Origin of the sequence: Anabaena lutea FACHB-196 (genome assembly GCF_014698305.1) — a bacterium.
Lineage (GTDB): Bacteria > Cyanobacteriota > Cyanobacteriia > Cyanobacteriales > Nostocaceae > Anabaena > Anabaena lutea.
On the sequence record NZ_JACJST010000019.1, the window covers coordinates 83971 to 106205 of the forward strand.

Sequence of the window (22235 nt, forward strand, 5' to 3'; positions counted from 1 at the left end):
TCATGAGTTTATTTTTGGGTAAACTGACCATTGACCATTGATGATTTGCTAAAGCGGATAATTTTTGTTAAAGCTTTCACGAGTTAAAGGCTGTTCTAGTTCCACACCTTCACCACCTAAAACATCCAATTGTTTGCCATTTACCTCAATGTAAACCTTGGCGTTAGGATTGAGAGTTGTAGCGGTGTAGACAACCTGACCGACACGACCCATCATGGAAGTGCTACCACCACCACTAGTAAAATCTGCTGATAAATTGACGTGGACTTCATTCTTGTCAGCTTTTAGTCCCAGTAGCTGAGTACCTTGGGGTATGGTTGTAGAATCTGTAGATTCAGTGGGCCCCGCTAATAATGTTTTAAAAGCGGCTTCTAAAGCTTGGTTGGGTTGTGCAGCAGCAATTTTTATCGGCTGAGGAACTAACTCAACGCTTTTTTCCGTGGGTCTAAGCCAATATATACTGGCAATTTGTTCATTACCGGGCTGGGTTGTTACTGGCTGTTTGATGCTTTGAGAGGGGTTTGCTGGTGTGGAACTATTGGGAGTTTGGGAAGTTAACCAAGCTACTCCACCACTTACCGCTACAACCGCAGCTGAGACGGCTGCTATTACACCTGAAGAAATATTACGGTTAGTTCTTTGTTGGTCATTCATATCTAAAACCTACTTGACAAAGGGCTGAAATAGTGTTAATGAGAGGAGAAACCTGGTTAAAGATAATAGGGATGCATGGTTTAGTTCTTAAAATCGATAGATGCTTTAATGTATGAAAATCCTGCTGATTTTAATTTTGCCTGTTTCATACCCATTTGGGATTGGGGATTTTAGATTAATAATCCTCTTGGTTAGGCTATTTCAGCATTTTGTAATCTTGCACCCATAGTAACTTTATCTCATCTTTAATTTTAGGTTGACTGTTCTAGTCCGTCACCGGAATTTTGATGTAAATATAATTGTTTCTTGAAATACGGATATAAAGATGGTGTACGGAAAGATATTTAATACTCAATTAATACCCTGCATCCTCATTATTGATGAAATTAAAGATCCAAAAGTATGAATTATTTCAACTTATGTGTACTTTTGCTTGCTCCTTGAATTTAATCCTTTAATATATTAATCACGTTCTCAAGGGCAGTTTCCTGAAATTAATAGATATCTTGTCAGTTAGGTTAGACGCGGTAATTAACTGATAACATCCTACCCTCTGAGATCAAATAATTTAACGTTATATTATAATCAATAATCGATCCCTCATTTGTGGTTGCTATGGTTGTCACTGCTTCAACCCAAAAAATTACCTGGGAACTCTTGCCTAAAGACTTCATTTTAGACGATGAACCTGTGGATAATGTCAATCAACCATCTTTAGCTGCTGCACTGACGGAAAGCCTACAAATGGCAGGGAAACTCCCAGAAACCGCCCTCGTAACGACCAATTACGGCATCTGTGCCACAATAAATGAAAAATTTGTGGTGAAAGCACCTGACTCTTGTGCAGCTAATAAAGCTTCTTGATAGAGTCGTGAACTAATGTGTTTACCTTCGGCAATTAAACTATCTAAAACATCTTTGATTGCGGGGATTAAACCTTGTTGTTTTGCTACTAATAAAATACCAATTGTGCCAATAATTTTTAAGTTTCGAGATAAAGCAACTCGTCTAGCATCCAAATCATCCATTAATAATTGATCAGATGCTAACTCTTCAGCAAGAATCATAGCAGCACATTCACCTGCACCTAGATTTGTTGCCTTTTTTAGATTAGATAGTTGTTTGAAATTCCTAACTGCTATTATCTCTATCCAATCTGCTGATTTGACTAAATTAACTGCTGGATGAGTTCCTGTTGTTACTTCATTATAAACTTCTTGGGGAATAATAACTTTACCAAAAATATCCCGCAGTAAATTGAGTTGTCCAACTTTTGCTAATTCACTTAAGGGAGTTGTATCGGAGACAATAATCACTTTTTATACTGGCTTAAAATTTCTAGTGTTTGAGTAACTTCTTCCTGTAGTTCTTCCTTGGTTTGGGTAGGGAAGGGAGATATTTGGTAAATATCCATTAATTCAGAAATTTGCCAACGTTCAATTTCTAATAATTCTGCTGCACGTCCAGCACTAATATCTCCATGACGTAATAATGTCATGATGTATGCTTCTTTGGCTTTTTTTTCTGCTTCTAAACGATGGATTTCTGGGACTTCGGGTAAGGTGAGGGTAAATTTGATTTCTGTTGTAGCCATTTTGTTTTACCTTTCATAATTTTGGGAAATGTTGGGTAACATCCGTCAACCCAACCTACTATTGACTGTCTGATAGCGTGGCGTAGCCATATCAGGATTTTTAGGATTAAAGGATGTACAAGATTGACAATTTAGGGGGCTAACCAAGAAAAAAACCTCTGCGTACCTCAGCGTTTACCTCAGCGCCCCTCTGCGTTTAATCTTACCCTTCTATCGCTTCTTTAATCCACTGTTGCAACGTATTGACAACTTCCTCAATCGGGATTTCTTGAGATTCACGAGTTGCGCGTTTTACTACTTCAACTTTACCGTTATTAATCGCTCTGCCGGTAACAATTCTAAAGGGAATTCCGATTAAATCGGCATCTTTGAATTTAACACCTGCGCGTTCATCTCTGTCATCAAGTAATGTTTCTACACCTGAAGAGTTGAGTTCTGTGTAAAGCTTTTCCGCAACTTCTATTTGTTGGGCATCTTTAATGTTAGGAATGGTGATAATGGCGTGATAGGGTGCGATCGCAACTGGCCAGATTATGCCATCCTTATCATAGGATTGTTCAACGGCTGATTGTGCTAACCGAGACACACCTACACCGTAGCAACCCATAATCAAAGGTTTTTCTTCCCCTTGTTCGTTGGTATAAGTTGCACCCATCGCTTCAGAGTATTTTGTCCCCAGTTGGAAGATGTGACCGGCTTCGATACCTCTAGCTGTTTGTAGGGTTTGGTTTGAATCGTGCAGAGAGCGATCGCCTGCTTTGGATTTACGAATATCTACGGTTAATACTGGTAATTTAAATTGCTCATTCCAATTTGCACCAACGACATGAAAACCAGTTTCATTTGCACCGGTGACAAAATTCTTTAACTCCACAGCGGTTTTATCCACCAAGCGCACAAACTGGGAATTTACCTGTTTACTTGCAGCGATATAATCATCAGCAATATCTGGTGCAACATAACCTAAAGGTAAAGATTTTGCTGCCCAAGTGGCAATTGTTTCACTAGTAGGTATACTAAAAGCAATAATAGCTTTTGCACTAAATTGAGGAGCTAATTTAGTCAATTCATTTTGTAATTTGACTTCGTTAACTTCCTGATCTCCGCGAATATTTACCAACACCAAAACCGTTAAACCGTTATCATATACAGTTTGATATAAAACGTTTTTAACAATTTGAGTAGGAGAACATTTCAAGAAATTACAAAGTTTTTCAATTGTATCAGTTCCCGGAGTTTCCCGTTTTTCGTAACTTGTAAAAGGTGAAGTTTCCGAATCAGCAGGTAAAGAAACCGCTTTTTCTACATTCGCGGCATATTTACCATCTTCAGTGTAGAGAACTTCATCTTCTCCTGCATCTGCTAATACCATAAATTCTGTAGAACCAGAACCACCAATAGCACCAGAATCAGCTTCTACTGCTCGGAAAGCTAAACCAGAACGTCGCAACATATTACTGTATGCTTTGTACATATCCTGGTAAGTTTTTTGCAAACTTTCTTCATCAGCATGGAAAGAATAACCATCTTTCATGATAAATTCTCTGCCACGCATCAAACCAAAACGGGGACGAATTTCATCACGAAATTTAGTTTGCAGTTGATATAAATGTAGAGGTAATTGACGATATGAACGAATCATATCACGGGCAACTGTTGTAATTACTTCTTCATGAGTTGGGCCAAGTCCTAATTGTTGTTCTCGTCTATCAACGAGAGAAAACATAATTCCCTCAGCCTTAGTATATGTATCCCAACGTCCCGATTCCTTCCATAATTCAGAAGGTTGTAGTTGGGGTAATAAACATTCTTGTGCGCCGGTAGCGTTCATTTCTTCCCGTACAATTTGGGAAACTTTTTGCAAAACCCGCCACATTAGGGGAAGATAAGCGTAAATGCCGCTACCGATGCGACGGATATAACCGGCACGAAGTAACAATTTATGACTAGGGATTTCCGCATCAGCAGGATCATCCCTCAGTGTAACAAATAACATTTGTGATAATCGCATCGTTTTTTACCTTTACTTCCTAACTTTTCCAATCGGTTATGTTTAAAGTGTTTCCATTTAGTGAGGACTAAAGTCCTTACTACTAACCAAATTCTGCTTTTTCTATGTAACTTGAGGAGATAACTATCTTGTCTGAAGTAATGTATCAAGCACAACCACCTTTAGAATTTATTCCGCCAGCGCTGAACCCCTTACTATTAAGATTTGTTCATCTTTTTTTACCCGACTGGATACGCTGGAAAACTCCTATTAGCCAAATTGAAGCAGAAAATGTGGAAGTTTTGCTTGATCTTTATCAGCAATTTCAGGAAGGGAAAATCCGCTTTATGCTGGCGTTTCGTCATCCTAAAACAGAAGATCCACTTTGTTTAGCTTACTTGTTTTCCCAACTTGTGCCAAAGGTAGCACGACGGCGGGGTGTACAGCTACAGCATCCGATTCATGCCCATTTTATCTATGATCGGGGAATTCCTCTATGGGCGGGTAAACATATTGGTTGGCTTGCTTCTCATTTAGGTGGTACTCCCATTCAACGCGGTAAGGCTGACTGGACGGGGTTACGTTCAGCGCGGGATTTATATATTAATGGTAAGTTTCCCATGGCTGCTGCGCCAGAGGGTGCGACAAATGGGTTATCAGAGATTGTTAGTCCTTTGGAACCGGGTATTGCTCAAATGGGTTTTTGGTGTGCAGAAGATTTGCAAAAAGCGGGGAGAAATGAGGAAGTTTTAATTTTACCAATTGGAATTAAATATAGTTATGTGAATCAACCTTGGGATAATATAGCAAATTTGTTAACTGAATTAGAAGCAGCTAGTGGTTTATCTGTCAAGTCAGTAAATAGTACTTCTTTTGATGTGCTTTATCCTCGATTATTGACTTTATCAGAACATTTATTATCGATAATGGAGCAATTTTATACTCGATTCTATCATCAAACATTGCCAGATGATAAGATTATCAATGGGGAAATTTTAGATAGAAATGAAGCTTTAGCTTATCGCTTACAAGCTGTGATGAATATTGCGTTATTCATTGCTGAACAGTATTTTGATTTACCATCTAGGGGAAATTGGGCTGATAGATGTAGACGGGTAGAACAAGCCGGTTGGAATTATATCTTTAGAGAAGATTTTAAGGATATTAAATCATTATCTCCCCTTGAGAAAAGTTTGGGGGATAGAATAGCTGAAGAAGCATATTTTCGGATGTGGCACATGAGGTTAGTTGAGAGTTTTGTGGCTGTTTCTGGTATTTATATTCGGGAAAAGCCAACGGTAGAAAGATTTGCGGAAACGACTTTAATTTTATGGAATATGGTGAATAAAATTAAGGGTATCAATCCTTTACCGCGTCCGCAATTGGGTAAGCAGCAGGTGAAGATAACTGTGGGTGAACCGATATCTGTTTCTGAACGTTATTCGGGTTATAAAAGTAGTCGGGTTGCTGCTAGACAAGCGGTGTCTGAGTTGACGAGTGATTTACAGCAGGTTTTGGAGGGTTTGGTTGAGAAGGGATGATTTTTTTTCTCACGCAGAGTCACCGAGAGAAATTCAGAGTGTGATCTAAATCCTCAATTTTTGAAGTTGAGGATTTGGGTTATTTATTTGGCGCTATTTTTTAAATCGTTCCATGCTTTGACTACTTCATTTAATTTATTTGGTAATTGAGATTGAGAAATATCATTGTATTGTGTTGTGGTGGTTTTACTAGTTAGGGTATAGGTAATATAGTCTGCTGCACCTTGAGGTGCGGGATAACTCAATTTGTTGAATTTTTCAAATTTGGCTTTATTTAGTAAGCGTTCAAACTGTCTTACTTTTTCTTTAGAAACTCTCAAAACACTACGTTGTGAGTCGTTAGCATCTCCTATTGATACTCTTATTAGTCTACCGTCATTAAGTAAAACGGTTTGATAGGTTCTCCCTGTTATTCCTCCACTAGCAATTTCTCTAAATACTACTTCTTTGGTTAAAGGTTCTGGTAATTGATTGTTAGGAATTATGACAGGTTTGATTTTATTACCGTTATTAATTTGATGGTGTTGTTGGCTGGGATTAGCAATAGCAGGAATGGTTGTCAAGCTACACAAAGATAGGATTGTGGTTAATATGATGATGTTTTTCATGATTATTTTTGAAAAAAATACCAAGATGATTAATTATTGATGACGTTGGGGAATCTTGTATTGTTTCCTCTTTGTCTAAATCAGGATTTATAGGATTTAAGGATTTACAGGATGTTAGCTTGTGATTTATCTGCTGATGATAGAATGCAATTAATGTAGAGAAATACTCCGCAGACTTAATTAAGGGCATTAATTGAATAAAGCATTATTTAAATGTATAATTTAGGAGATTAAAAATTCATTTTAACTAGGTAAGAAAAACAAATTGACTACAATTGGAAGTTATCAGGTAAAAGTTTTAATTGAATCCAACACTGAGGAAATTGCTTTTATTTCTCCAGCAAATATTGATGATCTACCCACAAATTGGTCTTGTAACTGGTTAAATATTTGGAATGAAACCGCTTTTTACTGCCAAAATATAGTTAAGCTGGTTTATAGGGGTCAAGTTTGGGGATTGGTGAAATATAGTCTTTATCCATATTTCGATCCTGAACCCGCTCCTCCCATATTTATGGAAATAAATAATATAGAAGCACACCCTACGAGTCGAGGAGATGCTACTGGAAGACTAATTGAACCTATTGGTAAATGGTTGATTTGGTATGCAATAAAAGTTGCTTTCGAGTTTTGTGAGGTAAAGGCAGAAGAACCGCTAGTTATTCTAGAAGCTTTAGATACTGCTGTGTCATACTATAGAGATAAGGTGGAAATGGAATATCTGGGTTTATCACGTAGCACTCCTGGAGAGGATTTATATGGCTTCAGATTTTCAAGAGCCGCAGCAGCAGAATTTTGTCGGCGACACGAAAGTCAGTGGGGAAGAGCAAAGTTATATGAATAGTAATGAAATTAAAGCAGGTTCAAAAGAGATCATGACCTATGCTCAAAGACAAGCTTTTTTGCAAAAATCTCATGTAGGAAAGTTATTTGGAGTCGCACATTTATTTCCAGCATCTGACGGAAAACCAACTATATTATCTATCAGTGAAAAAACCTTTACCAAAAATGTTTTAGAATCTCCTATCCCTGTATTGGTAATCTTTACAGCCCCTTGGTGTGGACTATGTAAAATTATTCATCCTTTGTTGCTACAATTTCAAGTTCAATGCAGTGATAGAATAAAATTAGTTGAGATTAATGCCGAGCAAAATTTTAAACTATCTAATACTTATAGGCTTAAGTCCCTACCAACTTTATTGCTGATTGAAAATGGTATTGTCAAGCAGCGATTAGAAGAGTTTCGTTCACGAGAAGATTTACGTCTGGCATTAGAAAGTATTCAAATCGGCTATAACAATAGTTACTCTGGAAAAATTGATAATCTAAAATTTACAGGTTAAGATTACACAAGCAGTAACTACAGTCATAAAAATTACAGAATTACAAAGCTATTTTTATGTTAACTCTTGACAGCAAAAATAGGTGAATGAGAGTTTTCTCTTTCACCTTTGTAATAATTTCATAAAATATTTTGACAACTTAACTCAAATGATTCTCTAACAAAGAGGCTATAGCTTCTGGATGAATTTTCTTGTATTGCTTTTTACCCAACATCAAAACACAATTGGGAGCGCTGCTACAACGCTTCTGACAATCGGTGTGTTCAATTGTCACTTTATCAGATAAACCGCGATCGCACAAAGTTTTCTCTAAGTCTGATAATAACCCCTTTCCACCCCGTTTCATACAACCAGATTTTTGACAAACCATAATCTTAGCTTTGGTTTGAGGTTGGCGATTTTCAATGAAACATAAACCAACTGCTTCTATTTGATAAGCTTTGAGTTTAACCTTACTTGTACGTGGGTTCAATTTACTGATAGCACCAACGCGAATTTGTTCCCCAGGTACTAAAGAAGAAACTGGAGAACAGCGCAAATCTTTAGGTAGTTTAACTTTCACCTTCCCAGAGGGAATCGCTAAACTTAAATATTTATATTTTCCTGGTTTATCACCAACAAAACCTAAAAACTGTCCCTCAAGATTCAATTCTGATAACGACTGATACTTTTCACCCATGTTAATAACTCAAAATTACAAAATTAACTTTTAGTCAAACTGAGTTAGATAGGGTGAATCATGTCTAATTCGTAATAGAGCCTACGGCACGCTTGCGCGAACGTAATTCGTAATTCGTAATTCGTAATTGAAGAGATTAAACGACACCATCAATTAACCAGTTCAATTTCTCAATGATGAGAATTACAAATTAAGGCTTATCAATTACGAATTATTTTGACATGATTTCCAAGATAGATTTTCACCATCTCCCTACCATCAAATTTCTAAGAGAGGCGTTTAGCTTCTACAGTGAGGGGTAATTTTTCTGTAGCTGGTAACTCACTAAATTCTAATTCCCAACCATTAGCTAAAGTGAGAACCTTACCTGCATCACTATCAGTTTGTTTTATAACTTCTTCCTCAAGGTCTTTTTTAGCAACGTAAACAACTAAAGTACCAGCATCATTCATTCGTAGCATTACTTTCATTATTTTCCTCAACAATTTCTAGTTCTTTCTTTTTACAACCGATGACGAACCCTGTATCTAAGAAATGCACAGCATATATATAGGTATTTTGTAAAAATGTGCCTATACTTGCCACATAACCAATGTCTCCCTTTTGAGCCAAAACTGCACCAATGTCTTGACCAGGAAAGGTGCCATCATTTTTGATCAATTTACGAATTCGTACTTTTTGACCAATTTCAAAAGCGGGGGGTAAGTCCAGTTCTAATTCATCGCGCTGCATGAGAATACCTCTGTTCACGTACTAGATTCAACAGTTCTTCTGTAGTGAGACTACGTTTTTTTAGTGTTGATTGTTGACGTACTGCATCTAATATAGATTGGGTTTCTTCTGAATTCAAAAAGATGCCATATTGTTCTAACAAATTAGATACTAAATGCCGTCCAGAATGTTTACCTATGACTAAACTTCTTTCCCAACCTACTTCTTCAGGAGCAAAGGGTTCATAAGTTTCTGGGTTTTGTAATACACCATGAGCATGAATACCAGATTCATGAGCAAAGGTATTTTTACCGACAATTGCTTTCCAAGGTTGAACATTAGCACCTGATGCAGCAGCTACCAATTGAGATAGTTCTAATAAGTGTCGGGTTTTAATCCCTAAATCAACACCATAGATGCATTTTAGAGCCATAATAACTTCTTCTAAAGCTGCGTTTCCGGCTCTTTCTCCTAAACCATTAACGGTGGTATTAACGGAAACGGCTCCGGCTTTTATCCCAGCAATAGCATTAGCAGTTGCTAAACCAAAATCATTATGGGTGTGAATTTCTACGGGAATTGATAAAGTAGATACTAACCGCTTAACTTTTAGATGAGTTCCAAAAGGATCAAGAACTCCAACTGTATCGCAAAAACGAAATCTTGATGCACCCCATTCTTGAGCATATAATGCCACATCTTCGAGGAAATTTTCATCTGCTCTAGAAGAATCTTCTCCCCCAACTGCAACCCAAAGACCATTATCAACTGCGAAGCTAATACAGTCTTTTAGTCTTTGTAAACTTACTCTCCATTGACCATGAAATTTAGCAGCAATTTGAATACCAGAAACGGGAATAGCAATATGAACTCGTTGAAGTCCACAAGCGATAGAAGCTTTTATATCTGATATAACAGCGCGGTTCCAACCGAGTAATTTCGCATCTAAATCTAAGTTAGCAATTGCTGTAATTGCACGTATTTCTTCTTCTCCCATTGCGGGAATACCGACTTCTAATTCAGGTACACCAATGGCATCAAGAAATTGAGCAATCGCTACTTTTTCTTCTAGGTTAAAAGCAACACCTGCTGCTTGCTCGCCATCACGTAATGTAGTATCATTAATAATGATTTGACTCATCTCAAATATTCCTCTAGCGGAGTTTTTACTAATACTCTTTAACCCTACAATCCCTAGTAATAATAGATATAAAACAAATATTAAAATTTCAATTTGAACTACTAAAAATAGCGCTAGTTATTAAACAGGGGTTATGAACTTTAATTATTGCTCAATAACTCACACCACATCTGTATGACAGAAAACCAAATCTTGGTATAATTTAAGAAGATTTTTTCCGGCTCTGATTTGGATGTTCTACAAATAGCTGGTAGCTAATATAGCTATTAGCAAGTCCTGTAAACAATAAGATACTCAGTCCAGCAATTAAAGTAGCAATCATAGTAGTAGCCTCATTTGTAAGAATTCAGGATTCAGAATACTTGTAGAATTCCCTAAGTTTTTTAATTTTTGATTTTTTAATTTTTAATTGTTTAAGCGTGTTCTGCTAACCAATCAAAAATCTTTTCTAACTGATCTAAATCAATAAAACCATATTGCCAAAGTAGCATCGGTATTGGTCCTCTATCTAACTCACGATGTCGTAATGCGACAGCAATATCCGCTTTTGAAAGTTCCAGTTCATTATGCAAAAAATGAAGTAATTTCTTATCGCTGTTGCGCTGTACCATAATTTGACGTTGAAAATATCAAGTTAGACAATAATTTCTCAAATTCCATCCCCAGCGCTAGTTGCTAATTTCACTCTATTCAGAAATGAAATATGTCAGAGAATTTTTAGATTTAGTAGATTTAGCAGATTTGGCAAAGTGAGTGAAACCTAAGCTTAGGTTAATTCTCTTCAGTCTGCAAGCTAATTTGTGAGTGAACAATAACTTTGAGGTTTTCAGAGTCTGAATCATGCTTGCATCATGAATTATGCTCTGATATTCTCTTGATTAGACATTCTAGAAGTTGTAAAGTGTGATTACTCACACACTTTTTACTCAATACTGTGAAGCCAACAATCTTCTAACCATGTCACTAACTCACAGCGAGAAGCTAGAAATTGCATAACTGCACTGCGGACAAGAATGGCTTCTTGCAAACTGTTGATTTGGACTCGCAAAGAACCATCTGGAGGACAAGAACAAGTAATCATTAACTCTTGCAAACGGTGATAAATTTGCCATCTATCGCTCAAAGGAATTTGCAAAACTTGTTCTCCTAGTGAAAACATAATTCAACTATCCTCGTGCTGCTGATGATTTGTCAGGGTTTGCAGTTGTTGTTCAAGTTTCTCAATTCTGGAAAGCAAAGAACGAATTATACCTGCTTCAACATCAGGAAGTTTTCCATGTTCTAAAGGAGAGAGACGTTTGGTTTGTTTATGGGAAATAATGCGTCCAGGTATTCCCACAACAGTGGAATCTGGAGGAACATCACCTAAGACAATTGAACCTGCACCTATACGGACGCGATCGCTAATTTGAATATTTCCCAAAACTTTCGCACCGGCACCCACAACAACGTTATTACCCAAAGTGGGATGACGTTTACCGCTTTCTTTCCCCGTTCCACCCAATGTTACACCCTGATAAATTAGCGTATAATCTCCCACAATGGCAGTTTCACCAATCACAACACCCATGCCATGATCGATAAATACACCTTTGCCAATTTCTGCACCTGGGTGAATTTCAATACCTGTGAAAAACCGTCCCAAGTGAGAAATAAAACGTGGGATAAAACCCACTTTACGGAGGTGTAACCAGTGCGCGAGACGATGTAAACACAGAGCATGAAATCCAGGGTAACAAAATATTACCTCTAACCAATTACGTGCTGCTGGATCACGCTCAAAAATGATGCGAAAATCGCTCATTAATGGCTCCCAAAAACCTCCAGAACGTTGATTTTTCCGCAAGTCTGTAATTGCAGTTGTGGTATTACTAATACTGTCTAAAGACTGTTGCATCGGTACTGTCTGGTTAAAAGAGCCATGTTGTATTTTTATGCTTATATCAGGTGACTCGAAAGCAGACACAACCGCAGATACCGATTGGATTTATTAAATTTATTACGTTTGTACTCAATAGGTTTAAACCCCTATTTAACAGAACTTTACATTTTCTGTTGGGGTAGGGGTACTAGCTTTTTATAACAGGGGTACTGGTATTTCTGGGGTAGGGATTCAGTTTTTTTGTACTCAAGATAAATCTCTTTACCTGTGAGGCTTGACAGCGATTTAGGCAAGATAATTGGCTATATATTCAGTTGTACTCATTGCCTAAACGAAGCAGGTAGAAGGGATTACAACTTGGATTTCTGTATACTCAGCTACTATTATTAGTGTAGGGTTTTGGTAGTCAAAAAAGCGATTTCTTTATTTTGTTTTAGGATTTGTTTGCTGTATGTGGAAATACAAAATAGAACTATAGGGAGATGGATGTTATTGAGTTATCTTGTGTTATAATTTTTGTCTGAATCAGGATGTCCAGGATTAAAGGATTTACAGGATGAGAATATTCCATGTTGCATTTATTAAAAAGGAAAGATTGAATTTACTGAACTTCCCAAAAATGTGAACAATAAATAATAGCAACTATGCAATTTACTACCCTCACTAGCCCATTAGAAAATTTTCTTGGGCAACCCAATATTGAAGCCTCTCCTGCCTGGGAGTTTATCCAGGGACAAGCCCAGCAAAAGCCCATGCCAACGCTGTTTCATTCCCGCCTCCAACGTAACCTTGTTAACGCCATCAACAGCCAAACTACAGCCTACGAAGCTATCCAAGAACTCCGGTGTATCGTACCGCCCATGTCTCCTGTACCTGATATTGCGGTTGTTAAGAGTGAACGTCTTACTGATGAAGATGGACCGCTACAAGGTTCACCAGACTGGTTAATTGAAATTCGCTCCCCCGACCAAAGCACCTTAGATATACAACACAAAATCCTGCATTGCTTGAGTAACGGGACACAGATTGCTTGGTTAATTGATATTCAAAGAAAGCAAATCTGGGTTTGGGAAAATCAAGAATTACCACTCGTTTATGCCGATAATGATACACTCCCCAGCCTTGGCAATATTTTAGAATTGACTGTCGCAACCGTGATGGCAATGACTCAGCAACGATGATATTTTGATATATTAAAATAATGAATATGTTTATTATGATTTTGGATGCAGTAAACGAATAAAGCCTTCTTGCTCAAAGTGTCGATCTGTTGTTAAAGCTTCGTTAATACTTCTTTCACGCATCAGTACAAAGCTAATGGAGTCGCATAAAGAGTAACTTTTATCCTGCCTTATCATCAATAGCTCAATTGCTTTTCTGTACAATGATTCATTAATCCAAACCGTTTCAATATCTGGGTTATCCAATAAGTCAACAACAAAAGCAAGTATGGATGAGCGAGGAAAGCGTCTGGCATTTGCTAAAGCAACATATTCAGCAATGATGTAACTGTGAGTTAGTCTAACTGTAGCCTTTTTGTATGCAGTACAAGCTAGACTATGAAGTGGCTCAGTTGGATAATGTAAACAAAGTAACCCGGAGGTATCAATTAGCATTAATCGTCCTCGTGGTTATTAGCATACTCTCTTGCTAAATCTGCATCAATGCTTTCATTATCAATATTTGTACTACTATAGATATTGAGTGTGCCAAAATGATGCTCAAATTTTGCCTGTGCTAATTCTTTTTGCACATCTGTAGATACTGGCAAAACTTGGCTAAAATGCTGTTCTAGCAATGCTGTTGCTAAACTTTCTGGAGAAATACCGACATTATTAGCTTGTTGCTGAATAGCGATCGCTATCTTATCACTCAGTTCCAGAGTTAGAATTTGGCTCATAACAGGATACTCAAGAATTAATGTTATTATAACATTGATTGCGTACAGCGGAAAAAGGCAAATAATAAATCACCGTAGAAATTAAAAGACCCCAAATATCTATTTAGACTTTAGTCAATAACAGTTTAATATCTTTCAACAACAGCGAATTATTTTATCCTAGGTTTATGAGCCGGAACTGTCAATTTAAGGACTTCATCAGGCAGTAGTTTTTCTAGTCTAATGTGGCTACCGCGTTGACGAACCACAAGCCATCCATCTCGTTCTAGAGCAGCTATGATTTGAGTGTATGAAAGACTAGGAACTTTAGTCATAGAACTAACTCTCGAACAATAATACCTTCCTGAGAGGAAAACTCATGTTCTACGGGTTCAAGATATAACTCTATAGCTTCTTTAATATTTTCTAATGCTTTGTCTACATCTTCTCCCTCGCTGATACAACCAGGTAAGGAGGGAACATAAACGGTATAGCCACCTTCATCACTAGGTTCTAGAATTACTGTTAGCTTCATATTTTTCAAACAATGCAATTTATAATGATTTTAGCAAGATTTCTCAGTCAAAAATAACACCGCGATAAATTTCCGCCATTGGTAATTCAACCCCAACTGACTCTAAAGAAATAGATTTTTCTAAATCATTAAAATCACTCAATAACCAACCTTGAGATTGCTTACTATATTTTTCTATAAAAGGTTCATCTTGCTCTACTAATAAATATTCACAAAAACTAGGAATTGAACGATACATCCGAAACTTACTTTGACGGTCATAATCTGCTGTGGAGGGGGATAATACTTCAACAATTAAAATAGGATTTAAAACTTCATCTGTGCGATTTTCATTTAGTTGCGGTTCACCTTCAAAAACCATCACATCTGGATATACTCCGCGTTTATGTTCAGGAATCCATAACCGTAAATCGCTGTTAATTGGTTCAAATTGAGTATCGCGGAGAAGAAACTTCAGAAAAGCAAATATATTTCCACTGATACGGCTGTGGTTGAGTGATCCTCCAGGCATTGGTACAATTTCTCCATCACGATATTCGCTGCGTCCTTCCGCTTTTTCTTCAATGACGCGATATTCATCCAAACTATAACGACGCTCAACGGTGGTAATCATCATGTTTTAATTGATTACATTGTTTTTAGGACAACAAGAATATTTGGGTATTGCTGAATTTATATTGTCATTATGCAACGCCAATATTTAAATTAGCCACCCAAAAGGTATTGCAACTGAACCTGAATATCAGTGTTAGTACCAGCTACTAAAACAGCCGCGTTATTAAACTTGGGTGGGCCAGTCAGAATCAATGGATTGTTGGAAAAACCAAAACCTTCTGTAGGAATACCAAAAGAGTTGCTATTGAGGATACCGTCTGCATTGGTATCGTGAATCAATGCAACGGCATAATTGCCTGCTTTCAAGTTCTTGAAAATCAATTTTTGAGGCTTTTCTGTGATATCAACACATTGGGATTGTAAAGCTTTTTTACTGTCACTAGGAAATCCTTTGCTTTGATAAAAAAGACTAGCGCAAATTTTTCCGGTTTGGTTTTTCAGTCCATCCACATTAACTGTGAGATTACTCTTAAAATCTGCTCTGGCACCAGTTAAATAGAATAAATTTCCCAAAATAGGGAGTAACAATATCAGCCCCTGGATTGATGCTGTGCGTAACGCAATTTTTAAATGTTGCCTCATTAATTTATCCTGTATTAAATACAACTAGTATTTTAACAAAAAATATTGTTATTTGGGATTTTATTGTCGCTAATAGACCAAAAATCTCGATTTAACCAGAAACTGCGGCAAGCGTCACTATCGCAATTTTTCCCACCGCACGCTCACTTTCACTATACCGATGAGCTTCTACCAATTCTTGCAAAGGATAGGTGCGATTCCTACGGAGCGCTTCGCTATCGCTCACAGTTCCCATTTTACCCGCTTCAATCAAATCTTTTAAATAAACCAAATCCTTGCTATTAGGTCTTTCCAACACAAATTTTACCTTTTGACCAGGCAGAAACATAGTTAAAAAACTCTGCACAATCACTTCCGGGTTAGGCAACGTGGACACATAAACCCCATTTGGCTTTAAAACTTTTCTGCAATTAGAAAATGCTCGTTTGGCAACAGCATCAAAAATAATATCGTACTGCACATTACCTTCTGTAAAGTCCTGTTGCGTATAGTCAATCACTAAATCTGCATTCAAAGATTTCACCAAATCCAAATTTCTAGTACTGCAAACGCCTGTCACTTCAGCCCCCAAAGCTTTAGCAATTTGCACCGCAAAAATGCCTACACCGCCCGATGCGCCATTAATCAATACCTTTTGACCTGATTTGATATTTCCCAAGTCTCGCAGGGCTTGTAGAGCCGTTAGCGCCGCTAAAGGTACAGTGGCTGCTTCTTCATAACTCATATTTGTGGGTTTGGGAGCCGCAAAATTTTCCGGGATAGCAGCGAATTCTGCATAAGCGCCCCCAGGAAAGCTAGTGCTGCCATAAATAGCATCTTCTACTTTAAAGCGCGTCACTTGCGAACCAACTTCCACCACTTCCCCAGCTACATCAAACCCCAGAATCATTGGGAATTGGTTTCTCGTTAATAAACTCAACATTCCCTGGCGGATTTTCCAATCAATGGGATTAACACTACTAGCGTGAACCTTCACAAGTAACTGCTCAGGCTTGATTTTCGGCTGTTCCACCTCTTCATACTGCAACACGTCAGCAGAACCATAGCGACGGATAACTACAGCTTTCATTACATTTCCCCTGTTTGACTTGTTCGCCATATATATAGTGTAGCGATGCCAAAAGTTCAGAACGATTAATTTTTTTGCTATTTCCAATTCCTTAAATTGACATTATTTATCATTCCCGAACAGCTTTAAGAACGTCAAACCGATAAAAACTGATATTAAAAATTAAATTTATTGCAAATGATCTGCATTAAGAGTTATCATTGTATTAAAGCCAGAATGCTTATTTAACATAGGTTAGAAGTGCAATTCACATCATTAATCATCGAAAGCTTAAAAAAATATGAACTGCATTTTTATCTCAAAAAAAATGATATGTTGGATACAGAATATAAATTGGCAGATATCTGGACTATGACAACGTTTTCTATTCCAGATTTACACCTCAAATCCCTTGCAAATTATGGCTTTCAGCAGGATTTGAGAAGTGTTTGAGTACATGATTAATGTAGCTTAAAACAAACCAAAATGTTGCCCAATCCCTGACAGATATAGGGTTTTGACTGAGTACAAAGAAATCCTGAACCCCACTCGAAAAATACTCGTACCCCAACTGAAAAATACTAGAACCTCTACCCGAAAAAATTTTATTTAATTTTTGTAACCCTGGCAATGATTGGGGTTTATAGATTTGAGTACAAACATAATATATCCAATAAATCCTATCCTAGACAGCCCAACCACCTATCTAGAAACGGCTGCTATAAATCATTTATCGCCAATCACTTAACGCTCCTTAACAAAGTTAGAAGCCAAAAGTGAGTGGAGGGATGAGATAGCACCATGCCTGAAGTGAATGGAAGTCGCGGCTGTACACACAAAGTCTACCCCAGACCCAAACGTTGACACACACCAGCCGAACCTTGGAGAAATTTTGGATTTTAGATTTTAGATTTTGGATCAAAAGTCTTAATTAATGACTTTTGCCATGATCTCAAATAACACTAAATAATCCACAATTAGTATCATACTCCTGCAAACAAAATGAGTATAAGACGCGACTTCAGTTCATAGGCATTGGCAGTAGTAACAGCATCTCCCACAGTGGCTCTCTAGTCCACCGACCTTGCGAAATTCAATGACACTACCTGCTACAAACATTCTCACCTCCTCCAATCAGGAATCCATTATCACCCCAGCTAAATCTGGTAATTGTGGTTGCGATAGCAGCACAACTCCAGAAATGGACGAAAAACTTATAGAACGCATCGCCAAACATCCCTGCTATAGTGAAGAAGCTCATCATCACTACGCCCGGATGCACGTTGCAGTTGCACCAGCTTGTAATATTCAATGCAACTATTGTAACCGCAAGTATGACTGTGCTAATGAAAGTCGCCCTGGAGTGGTAAGTGAGTTGCTCACACCTGAAGAAGCCGCACATAAAGTGTTGGTAATTGCGGGTAAAATTCCCCAAATGACTGTTTTGGGAGTTGCGGGGCCTGGTGATCCTTTGGCTAATCCAGAAAAAACCTTCCGTACTTTTGAATTGATCGCAGACAAAGCACCAGATATTAAACTGTGCTTATCTACTAACGGTTTGATGTTAACAGAATATGTTGATCGCATCAAACAATTAAATATAGATCACGTTACTATCACCCTTAATACCATCGACCCAGAAATAGGCGCACAAATCTATTCTTGGGTTCATTACAAACGTAAGCGTTATAGAGGCGTGGAAGGAGCAAAAATTCTCCTAGAAAAGCAGTTGGAAGGTTTGCAAGCTCTCAAAGAAGCTGATATCTTGTGCAAAGTTAATTCCGTGATGATTCCTGGAGTTAATGACAAACATTTGGTAGAAGTTAACAAAGCAATTCGTGAGAGAGGCGCATTCTTGCACAACATCATGCCGCTGATTTCTGCACCGGAACATGGTACACACTTTGGTTTAACCGGTCAACGGGGACCCACAGGTAAAGAACTCAAAGAAGTTCAAGACAACTGTTCTGGTAACATGAAAATGATGCGTCACTGTCGTCAGTGCCGAGCAGATGCGGTAGGATTATTAGGAGAAGACCGCAGCCAAGAATTCACCAAAGATAAATTCTTGGAAATGGCTCCAGAATATAACTTGGAAACACGCCAAGAAGTTCACGAAGGTATTGAGAAATTTAGAGAAGAAATTAAAGCAGCTAAAGATAAAGCCAAAGCAACTGCTGTAGAGAGTAACAATGGTAAATCTCTACAAAACAAACCCAAAATCTTAGTTGCAGTAGCGACAAAAGGTGGTGGATTAGTTAACCAACACTTCGGACACGCTAAAGAATTCCAAGTGTATGAAGTTGATGGTAAGGAAGTGCGCTTTGTCAGTCATCGCAAGATTGACCAATATTGTCAAGGTGGTTACAGCGAAGAAGCCACCGCAGATAATATCATGAAAGCGATCGCAGATTGTAAAGCAGTCTTGGTATCCAAAATCGGTAACTGTCCTAAAGAGAAACTGCACGAAGCCGGGATACAGACTGTTGAAGCTTACGACGTAATTGAAAAGGTTGCTTTAGAGTTTTACGAGCAATATGTAGCGACTGGGGAATAGGGACTGGGGAATAGGGACTGGGGATTAGGAAAGAAACTTTTCCCAATACCCAGTACCCAGTACCCAGTACCCAATCACCAATTCACACAAAGGCAAATAATTATGGCTTATAAAATTACTAGCCAGTGTATTTCCTGCAAGCTTTGTTTGTCTGTTTGTCCCACCGGTGCAATTAAAGTAGTTGACGGTATTCACTGGATTGACTCTGAACTTTGCACAAACTGTGTTGGCAGCATTCACACTGTACCTCAATGTAAAGCCGGTTGTCCCACTGCTCATGGTTGCGTTAAACAATCAGGCGATTATTGGGAAGGTTGGTTTGCTAATTACAACCGCGTCTTAGCAAAGTTGACAAATAAACAAGATTACTGGGAACGTTGGCGGAATACTTATTCCCAGAAATTCTCTGAACAATTGCAAAAGCATCAAGTAGTGATTTAAGTGATTGGGAATTGGGGACTAGGAAGAGGTTTTTACCAATTACCAATCACCCATTACCAATCACCCATTACCTAATAACTAATAACTTAATGACTAAAATGCAAAAGAATTGCATCTATCTCGATAACAATGCTACCACCAAAGTAGATCCAGCAGTTTTAGAGGCGATGCTGCCTTATCTGACGGATTATTACGGTAATCCTTCTAGTATGCACAGTTTTGGTGGACAACTTGGTAAAGGCGTGAAAATAGCCAGAGAACAAGTTGCGGCTTTATTAGGAGCAGAAGAATCAGAAATTATCTTTACTAGTTGTGGAACTGAGGGAGATAATGCTGCTATTCGTGGTGCATTATTAGCTCAACCAGAAAAACGCCACATCATCACAACTCAGGTAGAACACCCCGCAGTTTTGAATGTCTGCAAACAGTTAGAAACCCAAGGTTATACTGTTACCTATTTGTCAGTAAATGCGAAGGGACAGTTAGATTTAAATGAACTGGAAGCTTCCCTAACAGGTAACACCGCTTTGGTGAGCGTGATGTATGCCAATAATGAAACCGGCACTATCTTTCCAATTGAAGAGATTGGTGCTAGAGTTAAGGAATACGGCGCTATCTTCCATGTCGATGCAGTCCAAGCGGTAGGTAAATTACCCTTGAACATGAAGACCAGCACCATAGATATGTTAACTATATCTGGTCACAAAATCCACGCACCTAAAGGCATTGGTGTTCTATATGTGCGTCGTGGAGTTCGGTTCCGTCCTTTCCTCCTGGGTGGACACCAAGAACGGGGACGCAGAGCAGGTACAGAGAACGTTCCCGGAATTATTGCTCTGGGTAAAGCTGCGGAACTGGAAATGCTACATTTAGAAGAGGCAACCAAGAGAGAAAGTCGGTTGCGCGATCGCTTGGAAAAAGCTCTCCTTGCTAAAATTCCCGATTGTGAAGTCAACGGTGATCCTAGTCATAGATTACCAAATACCACAAATATTGGTTTCAAATATATTGAAGGTGAAGCAATTCTGCTCTCCTTAAATAAATACGGTATTTGTGCTTCTTCTGGTTCTGCTTGTACTTCTGGTTCTCTAGAACCTTCCCATGTTTTAAGAGCGATGGGTTTACCCTACACCACTTTACATGGTTCGATTCGTTTCAGTCTTTGTCGCTACACCACAGAAGCTGAAATCGATCAAGTTATTGCAGTTATGCCAGAAATTGTTGAACGTCTCCGCGCTTTATCTCCCTTCAAAAATGATAATGCCGGTTGGTTACAACAACAATCATTAGTAAAAGTCTCCTAAATCTTGTCAGGGTTTAGCAATGCTAAACCCCTACTCAATCCTCAATTAGTTCTTATAATCCAAAATCTAAAATCCAAAATCCAAAATTAGCCATGTGGGACTACACAGATAAAGTATTAGAATTGTTTTACGATCCCAAAAACCAGGGTGCAATTGAAGAAACAGGTGAAGCTGGTGTTAAGGTTGCAACTGGAGAGATAGGTAGTATTGCTTGCGGTGATGCTCTCAGATTGCATTTAAAAGTGGAAGTTGCATCTGATAAGATTCTCGATGCTCGGTTTCAAACCTTTGGTTGTACCAGTGCGATCGCATCTTCCAGTGCTTTAACCGAAATGGTAAAAGGCTTAACATTAGATGAAGCCTTAAAGGTTTCTAATAAAGATATTGCCGATTATCTGGGCGGTTTGCCAGAAGCGAAAATGCACTGCTCAGTTATGGGTCAAGAAGCTCTAGAAGCTGCTATCTATAATTATCGAGGCATTCCTTTAGCTGCCCATGATGATGATGACGAAGGTGTACTAATTTGTAGCTGTTTTGGTATCACTGATACCAAGATTAGAAAGGCTATTGCACAAAATAATCTCCTCAGTGCAGAGCAAGTAACAAATTATGTAAAAGCTGGTGGCGGATGCGGTTCCTGTTTAACGAAAATTGATGATATAATAAGAGAAGTAAAGCAAGAAACCGCCAATCAAACTCTCAACACCAACGGCGTGAAAGCTACTACAGAAATTGCTAGTTCAATGTTGAATGGGGGGCAACAAAGACCATTAACTAATGTGCAAAGAATTGCCCTGATTCAAAAAGTATTAGATGAAGAAGTCCGACCTGTATTAATTGCCGACGGTGGAGATGTAGAACTCTACGATATAGAAGGCAATAAAGTACAAGTTATTCTCAAAGGTGCTTGCGGTTCATGTTCCAGCAGCACAGCCACATTGAAAGTTGCGATTGAAGCGAGATTACGCGATCGCATCAACAAAGAAATCATAGTCGAAGCAGTGTAGGGGCGGGGTCTCCCCGCCCTCCTAGACCAGGGTTTTCAACGCCCATCAAACAACCAGAAATCCTCACAACTCAATAAATACAATGCACTCAACACTGATTCTAAATTCTGTAGAGCGATCGCCT

Annotated in this window: 28 protein-coding genes and 1 pseudogene; 10 read left to right on the plus strand and 19 right to left on the minus strand. The window is 38.3% G+C overall.

What is annotated here, in order from left to right:
• Positions 1-48 precede the first annotated feature (48 nt).
• Complete coding sequence (locus H6G59_RS19090) at positions 49-654, minus strand: GerMN domain-containing protein (RefSeq protein WP_190717193.1); 606 nt, start codon at positions 652-654, stop codon at positions 49-51.
• Positions 655-1269: 615 nt separating this feature from the next.
• On the opposite strand from H6G59_RS19090, the pseudogene H6G59_RS27415 reads away from it, so the two are divergent.
• A pseudogene (locus H6G59_RS27415) lies at positions 1270-1491 on the plus strand (Uma2 family endonuclease); the annotation flags it as partial.
• Here H6G59_RS27415 and H6G59_RS27750 read toward each other — a convergent pair.
• From H6G59_RS27750 to H6G59_RS19105, 3 genes are all read right to left on the minus strand, one after another.
• The gene (locus H6G59_RS27750) at positions 1440-1970 is read right to left on the minus strand and encodes a PIN domain-containing protein (protein ID WP_190717194.1); all 531 of its coding nucleotides are present in this window, start codon (positions 1968-1970) and stop codon (positions 1440-1442) included. The pseudogene H6G59_RS27415 and the gene H6G59_RS27750 sit on opposite strands and share 52 nt — an antisense overlap.
• Positions 1967-2248: a UPF0175 family protein gene (locus H6G59_RS19100; protein ID WP_190717196.1), complete on the minus strand. Its 282-nt coding sequence runs from the start codon at positions 2246-2248 to the stop codon at positions 1967-1969. The genes H6G59_RS27750 and H6G59_RS19100 overlap by 4 nt, the downstream gene beginning before the upstream one ends.
• 202 nt (positions 2249-2450) lie before the next feature.
• On the minus strand, positions 2451-4259 hold the full coding sequence (locus tag H6G59_RS19105) for a proline--tRNA ligase (RefSeq protein WP_190717198.1): 1809 nt from the start codon (positions 4257-4259) through the stop codon (positions 2451-2453).
• Positions 4260-4399: 140 nt separating this feature from the next.
• On the opposite strand from H6G59_RS19105, the gene H6G59_RS19110 reads away from it, so the two are divergent.
• Positions 4400-5779: a 1-acyl-sn-glycerol-3-phosphate acyltransferase gene (locus tag H6G59_RS19110; RefSeq protein WP_190717270.1), complete on the plus strand. Its 1380-nt coding sequence runs from the start codon at positions 4400-4402 to the stop codon at positions 5777-5779.
• A gap of 83 nt (positions 5780-5862) precedes the next feature.
• Here H6G59_RS19110 and H6G59_RS19115 read toward each other — a convergent pair whose 3' ends face one another.
• A complete protein-coding gene (locus H6G59_RS19115) occupies positions 5863-6387 on the minus strand; it encodes a hypothetical protein (protein WP_190717200.1) in 525 nt (174 codons plus the stop codon).
• A 265-nt stretch (positions 6388-6652) separates the two neighbouring features.
• On the opposite strand from H6G59_RS19115, the gene H6G59_RS19120 reads away from it, so the two are divergent.
• Positions 6653-7231 (plus strand): hypothetical protein, encoded by a 579-nt coding sequence (locus H6G59_RS19120; protein ID WP_190717202.1) that lies wholly within the window; start codon positions 6653-6655, stop codon positions 7229-7231.
• Between the two features lie 31 nt (positions 7232-7262).
• Positions 7263-7730 carry a thioredoxin family protein gene (locus H6G59_RS19125; protein WP_199332083.1) on the plus strand — a complete coding sequence of 156 codons (468 nt, stop codon included), beginning with the start codon at positions 7263-7265 and terminating at the stop codon, positions 7728-7730.
• Between the two features lie 139 nt (positions 7731-7869).
• Here H6G59_RS19125 and H6G59_RS19130 read toward each other — a convergent pair whose 3' ends face one another.
• From H6G59_RS19130 to cysE, 7 genes are all read right to left on the minus strand, one after another.
• Complete coding sequence (locus H6G59_RS19130; protein ID WP_190717204.1) at positions 7870-8409, minus strand: (2Fe-2S) ferredoxin domain-containing protein; 540 nt, start codon at positions 8407-8409, stop codon at positions 7870-7872.
• Positions 8410-8675: 266 nt separating this feature from the next.
• On the minus strand, positions 8676-8879 hold the full coding sequence (nifT, locus tag H6G59_RS19135; RefSeq protein WP_190717206.1) for a putative nitrogen fixation protein NifT: 204 nt from the start codon (positions 8877-8879) through the stop codon (positions 8676-8678).
• Positions 8854-9141 carry a nitrogen fixation protein NifZ gene (locus tag H6G59_RS19140; protein ID WP_190717208.1) on the minus strand — a complete coding sequence of 96 codons (288 nt, stop codon included), beginning with the start codon at positions 9139-9141 and terminating at the stop codon, positions 8854-8856. Before H6G59_RS19140 ends, nifT begins: the two co-directional genes overlap by 26 nt.
• Positions 9128-10261 (minus strand): homocitrate synthase, encoded by a 1134-nt coding sequence (gene nifV / locus H6G59_RS19145; RefSeq protein ID WP_190717210.1) that lies wholly within the window; start codon positions 10259-10261, stop codon positions 9128-9130. The genes H6G59_RS19140 and nifV overlap by 14 nt, the downstream gene beginning before the upstream one ends.
• A 413-nt stretch (positions 10262-10674) precedes the next feature.
• Positions 10675-10872, minus strand: coding sequence for a DUF2949 domain-containing protein (locus tag H6G59_RS19150; RefSeq protein ID WP_190717212.1), 198 nt, complete (start codon positions 10870-10872; stop codon positions 10675-10677).
• 311 nt (positions 10873-11183) lie between these two features.
• Entirely contained in the window at positions 11184-11420 is a 237-nt protein-coding gene (locus tag H6G59_RS19155; protein ID WP_190717214.1) for an Asr1405/Asl0597 family protein, read from the minus strand.
• A gap of 3 nt (positions 11421-11423) precedes the next feature.
• Positions 11424-12158 (minus strand): serine O-acetyltransferase, encoded by a 735-nt coding sequence (cysE, locus tag H6G59_RS19160; RefSeq protein WP_190717216.1) that lies wholly within the window; start codon positions 12156-12158, stop codon positions 11424-11426.
• Positions 12159-12787: 629 nt separating this feature from the next.
• Here cysE and H6G59_RS19165 point away from each other — a divergent pair.
• Positions 12788-13324, plus strand: a complete 537-nt coding sequence (locus H6G59_RS19165) for a Uma2 family endonuclease (protein WP_190717217.1) — start codon at positions 12788-12790, stop codon at positions 13322-13324.
• Positions 13325-13357: 33 nt separating this feature from the next.
• Here H6G59_RS19165 and H6G59_RS19170 read toward each other — a convergent pair whose 3' ends face one another.
• The 7 genes from H6G59_RS19170 to H6G59_RS19200 form a co-directional block, all read right to left on the minus strand.
• Positions 13358-13759, minus strand: a complete 402-nt coding sequence (locus H6G59_RS19170) for a type II toxin-antitoxin system VapC family toxin (RefSeq protein ID WP_190717219.1) — start codon at positions 13757-13759, stop codon at positions 13358-13360.
• Positions 13759-14043: a hypothetical protein gene (locus H6G59_RS19175; protein WP_190717221.1), complete on the minus strand. Its 285-nt coding sequence runs from the start codon at positions 14041-14043 to the stop codon at positions 13759-13761. Before H6G59_RS19175 ends, H6G59_RS19170 begins: the two co-directional genes overlap by 1 nt.
• Positions 14044-14192: 149 nt before the next feature.
• On the minus strand, positions 14193-14357 hold the full coding sequence (locus tag H6G59_RS19180; protein ID WP_190717223.1) for a type II toxin-antitoxin system HicA family toxin: 165 nt from the start codon (positions 14355-14357) through the stop codon (positions 14193-14195).
• On the minus strand, positions 14354-14557 hold the full coding sequence (locus H6G59_RS19185; RefSeq protein ID WP_190717225.1) for a type II toxin-antitoxin system HicB family antitoxin: 204 nt from the start codon (positions 14555-14557) through the stop codon (positions 14354-14356). Before H6G59_RS19185 ends, H6G59_RS19180 begins: the two co-directional genes overlap by 4 nt.
• A 43-nt stretch (positions 14558-14600) precedes the next feature.
• Complete coding sequence (locus H6G59_RS19190) at positions 14601-15170, minus strand: Uma2 family endonuclease (RefSeq protein WP_190717274.1); 570 nt, start codon at positions 15168-15170, stop codon at positions 14601-14603.
• A gap of 92 nt (positions 15171-15262) precedes the next feature.
• Complete coding sequence (locus H6G59_RS19195) at positions 15263-15754, minus strand: DUF2141 domain-containing protein (protein ID WP_190717227.1); 492 nt, start codon at positions 15752-15754, stop codon at positions 15263-15265.
• 91 nt (positions 15755-15845) lie between these two features.
• Entirely contained in the window at positions 15846-16823 is a 978-nt protein-coding gene (locus H6G59_RS19200; RefSeq protein ID WP_190717229.1) for an NAD(P)-dependent alcohol dehydrogenase, read from the minus strand.
• Positions 16824-17063: 240 nt separating this feature from the next.
• Here H6G59_RS19200 and H6G59_RS19205 point away from each other — a divergent pair, with 240 nt between their 5' ends.
• The 5 genes from H6G59_RS19205 to nifU all read left to right on the plus strand — a co-directional run bounded on the left by H6G59_RS19205 (position 17064) and on the right by nifU (position 22111).
• Positions 17064-17255 (plus strand): hypothetical protein, encoded by a 192-nt coding sequence (locus H6G59_RS19205; protein WP_190717230.1) that lies wholly within the window; start codon positions 17064-17066, stop codon positions 17253-17255.
• Between the two features lie 643 nt (positions 17256-17898).
• Positions 17899-19359, plus strand: a complete 1461-nt coding sequence (gene nifB / locus H6G59_RS19210) for a nitrogenase cofactor biosynthesis protein NifB (RefSeq protein WP_190717232.1) — start codon at positions 17899-17901, stop codon at positions 19357-19359.
• Positions 19360-19461: 102 nt separating this feature from the next.
• Positions 19462-19800: a DUF362 domain-containing protein gene (locus H6G59_RS19215; RefSeq protein ID WP_190717234.1), complete on the plus strand. Its 339-nt coding sequence runs from the start codon at positions 19462-19464 to the stop codon at positions 19798-19800.
• 98 nt (positions 19801-19898) lie between these two features.
• Positions 19899-21104, plus strand: coding sequence for a cysteine desulfurase NifS (gene nifS / locus H6G59_RS19220; RefSeq protein ID WP_190717236.1), 1206 nt, complete (start codon positions 19899-19901; stop codon positions 21102-21104).
• A 92-nt stretch (positions 21105-21196) separates the two neighbouring features.
• Complete coding sequence (gene nifU, locus H6G59_RS19225) at positions 21197-22111, plus strand: Fe-S cluster assembly protein NifU (protein ID WP_190717238.1); 915 nt, start codon at positions 21197-21199, stop codon at positions 22109-22111.
• Positions 22112-22235 lie beyond the last annotated feature (124 nt).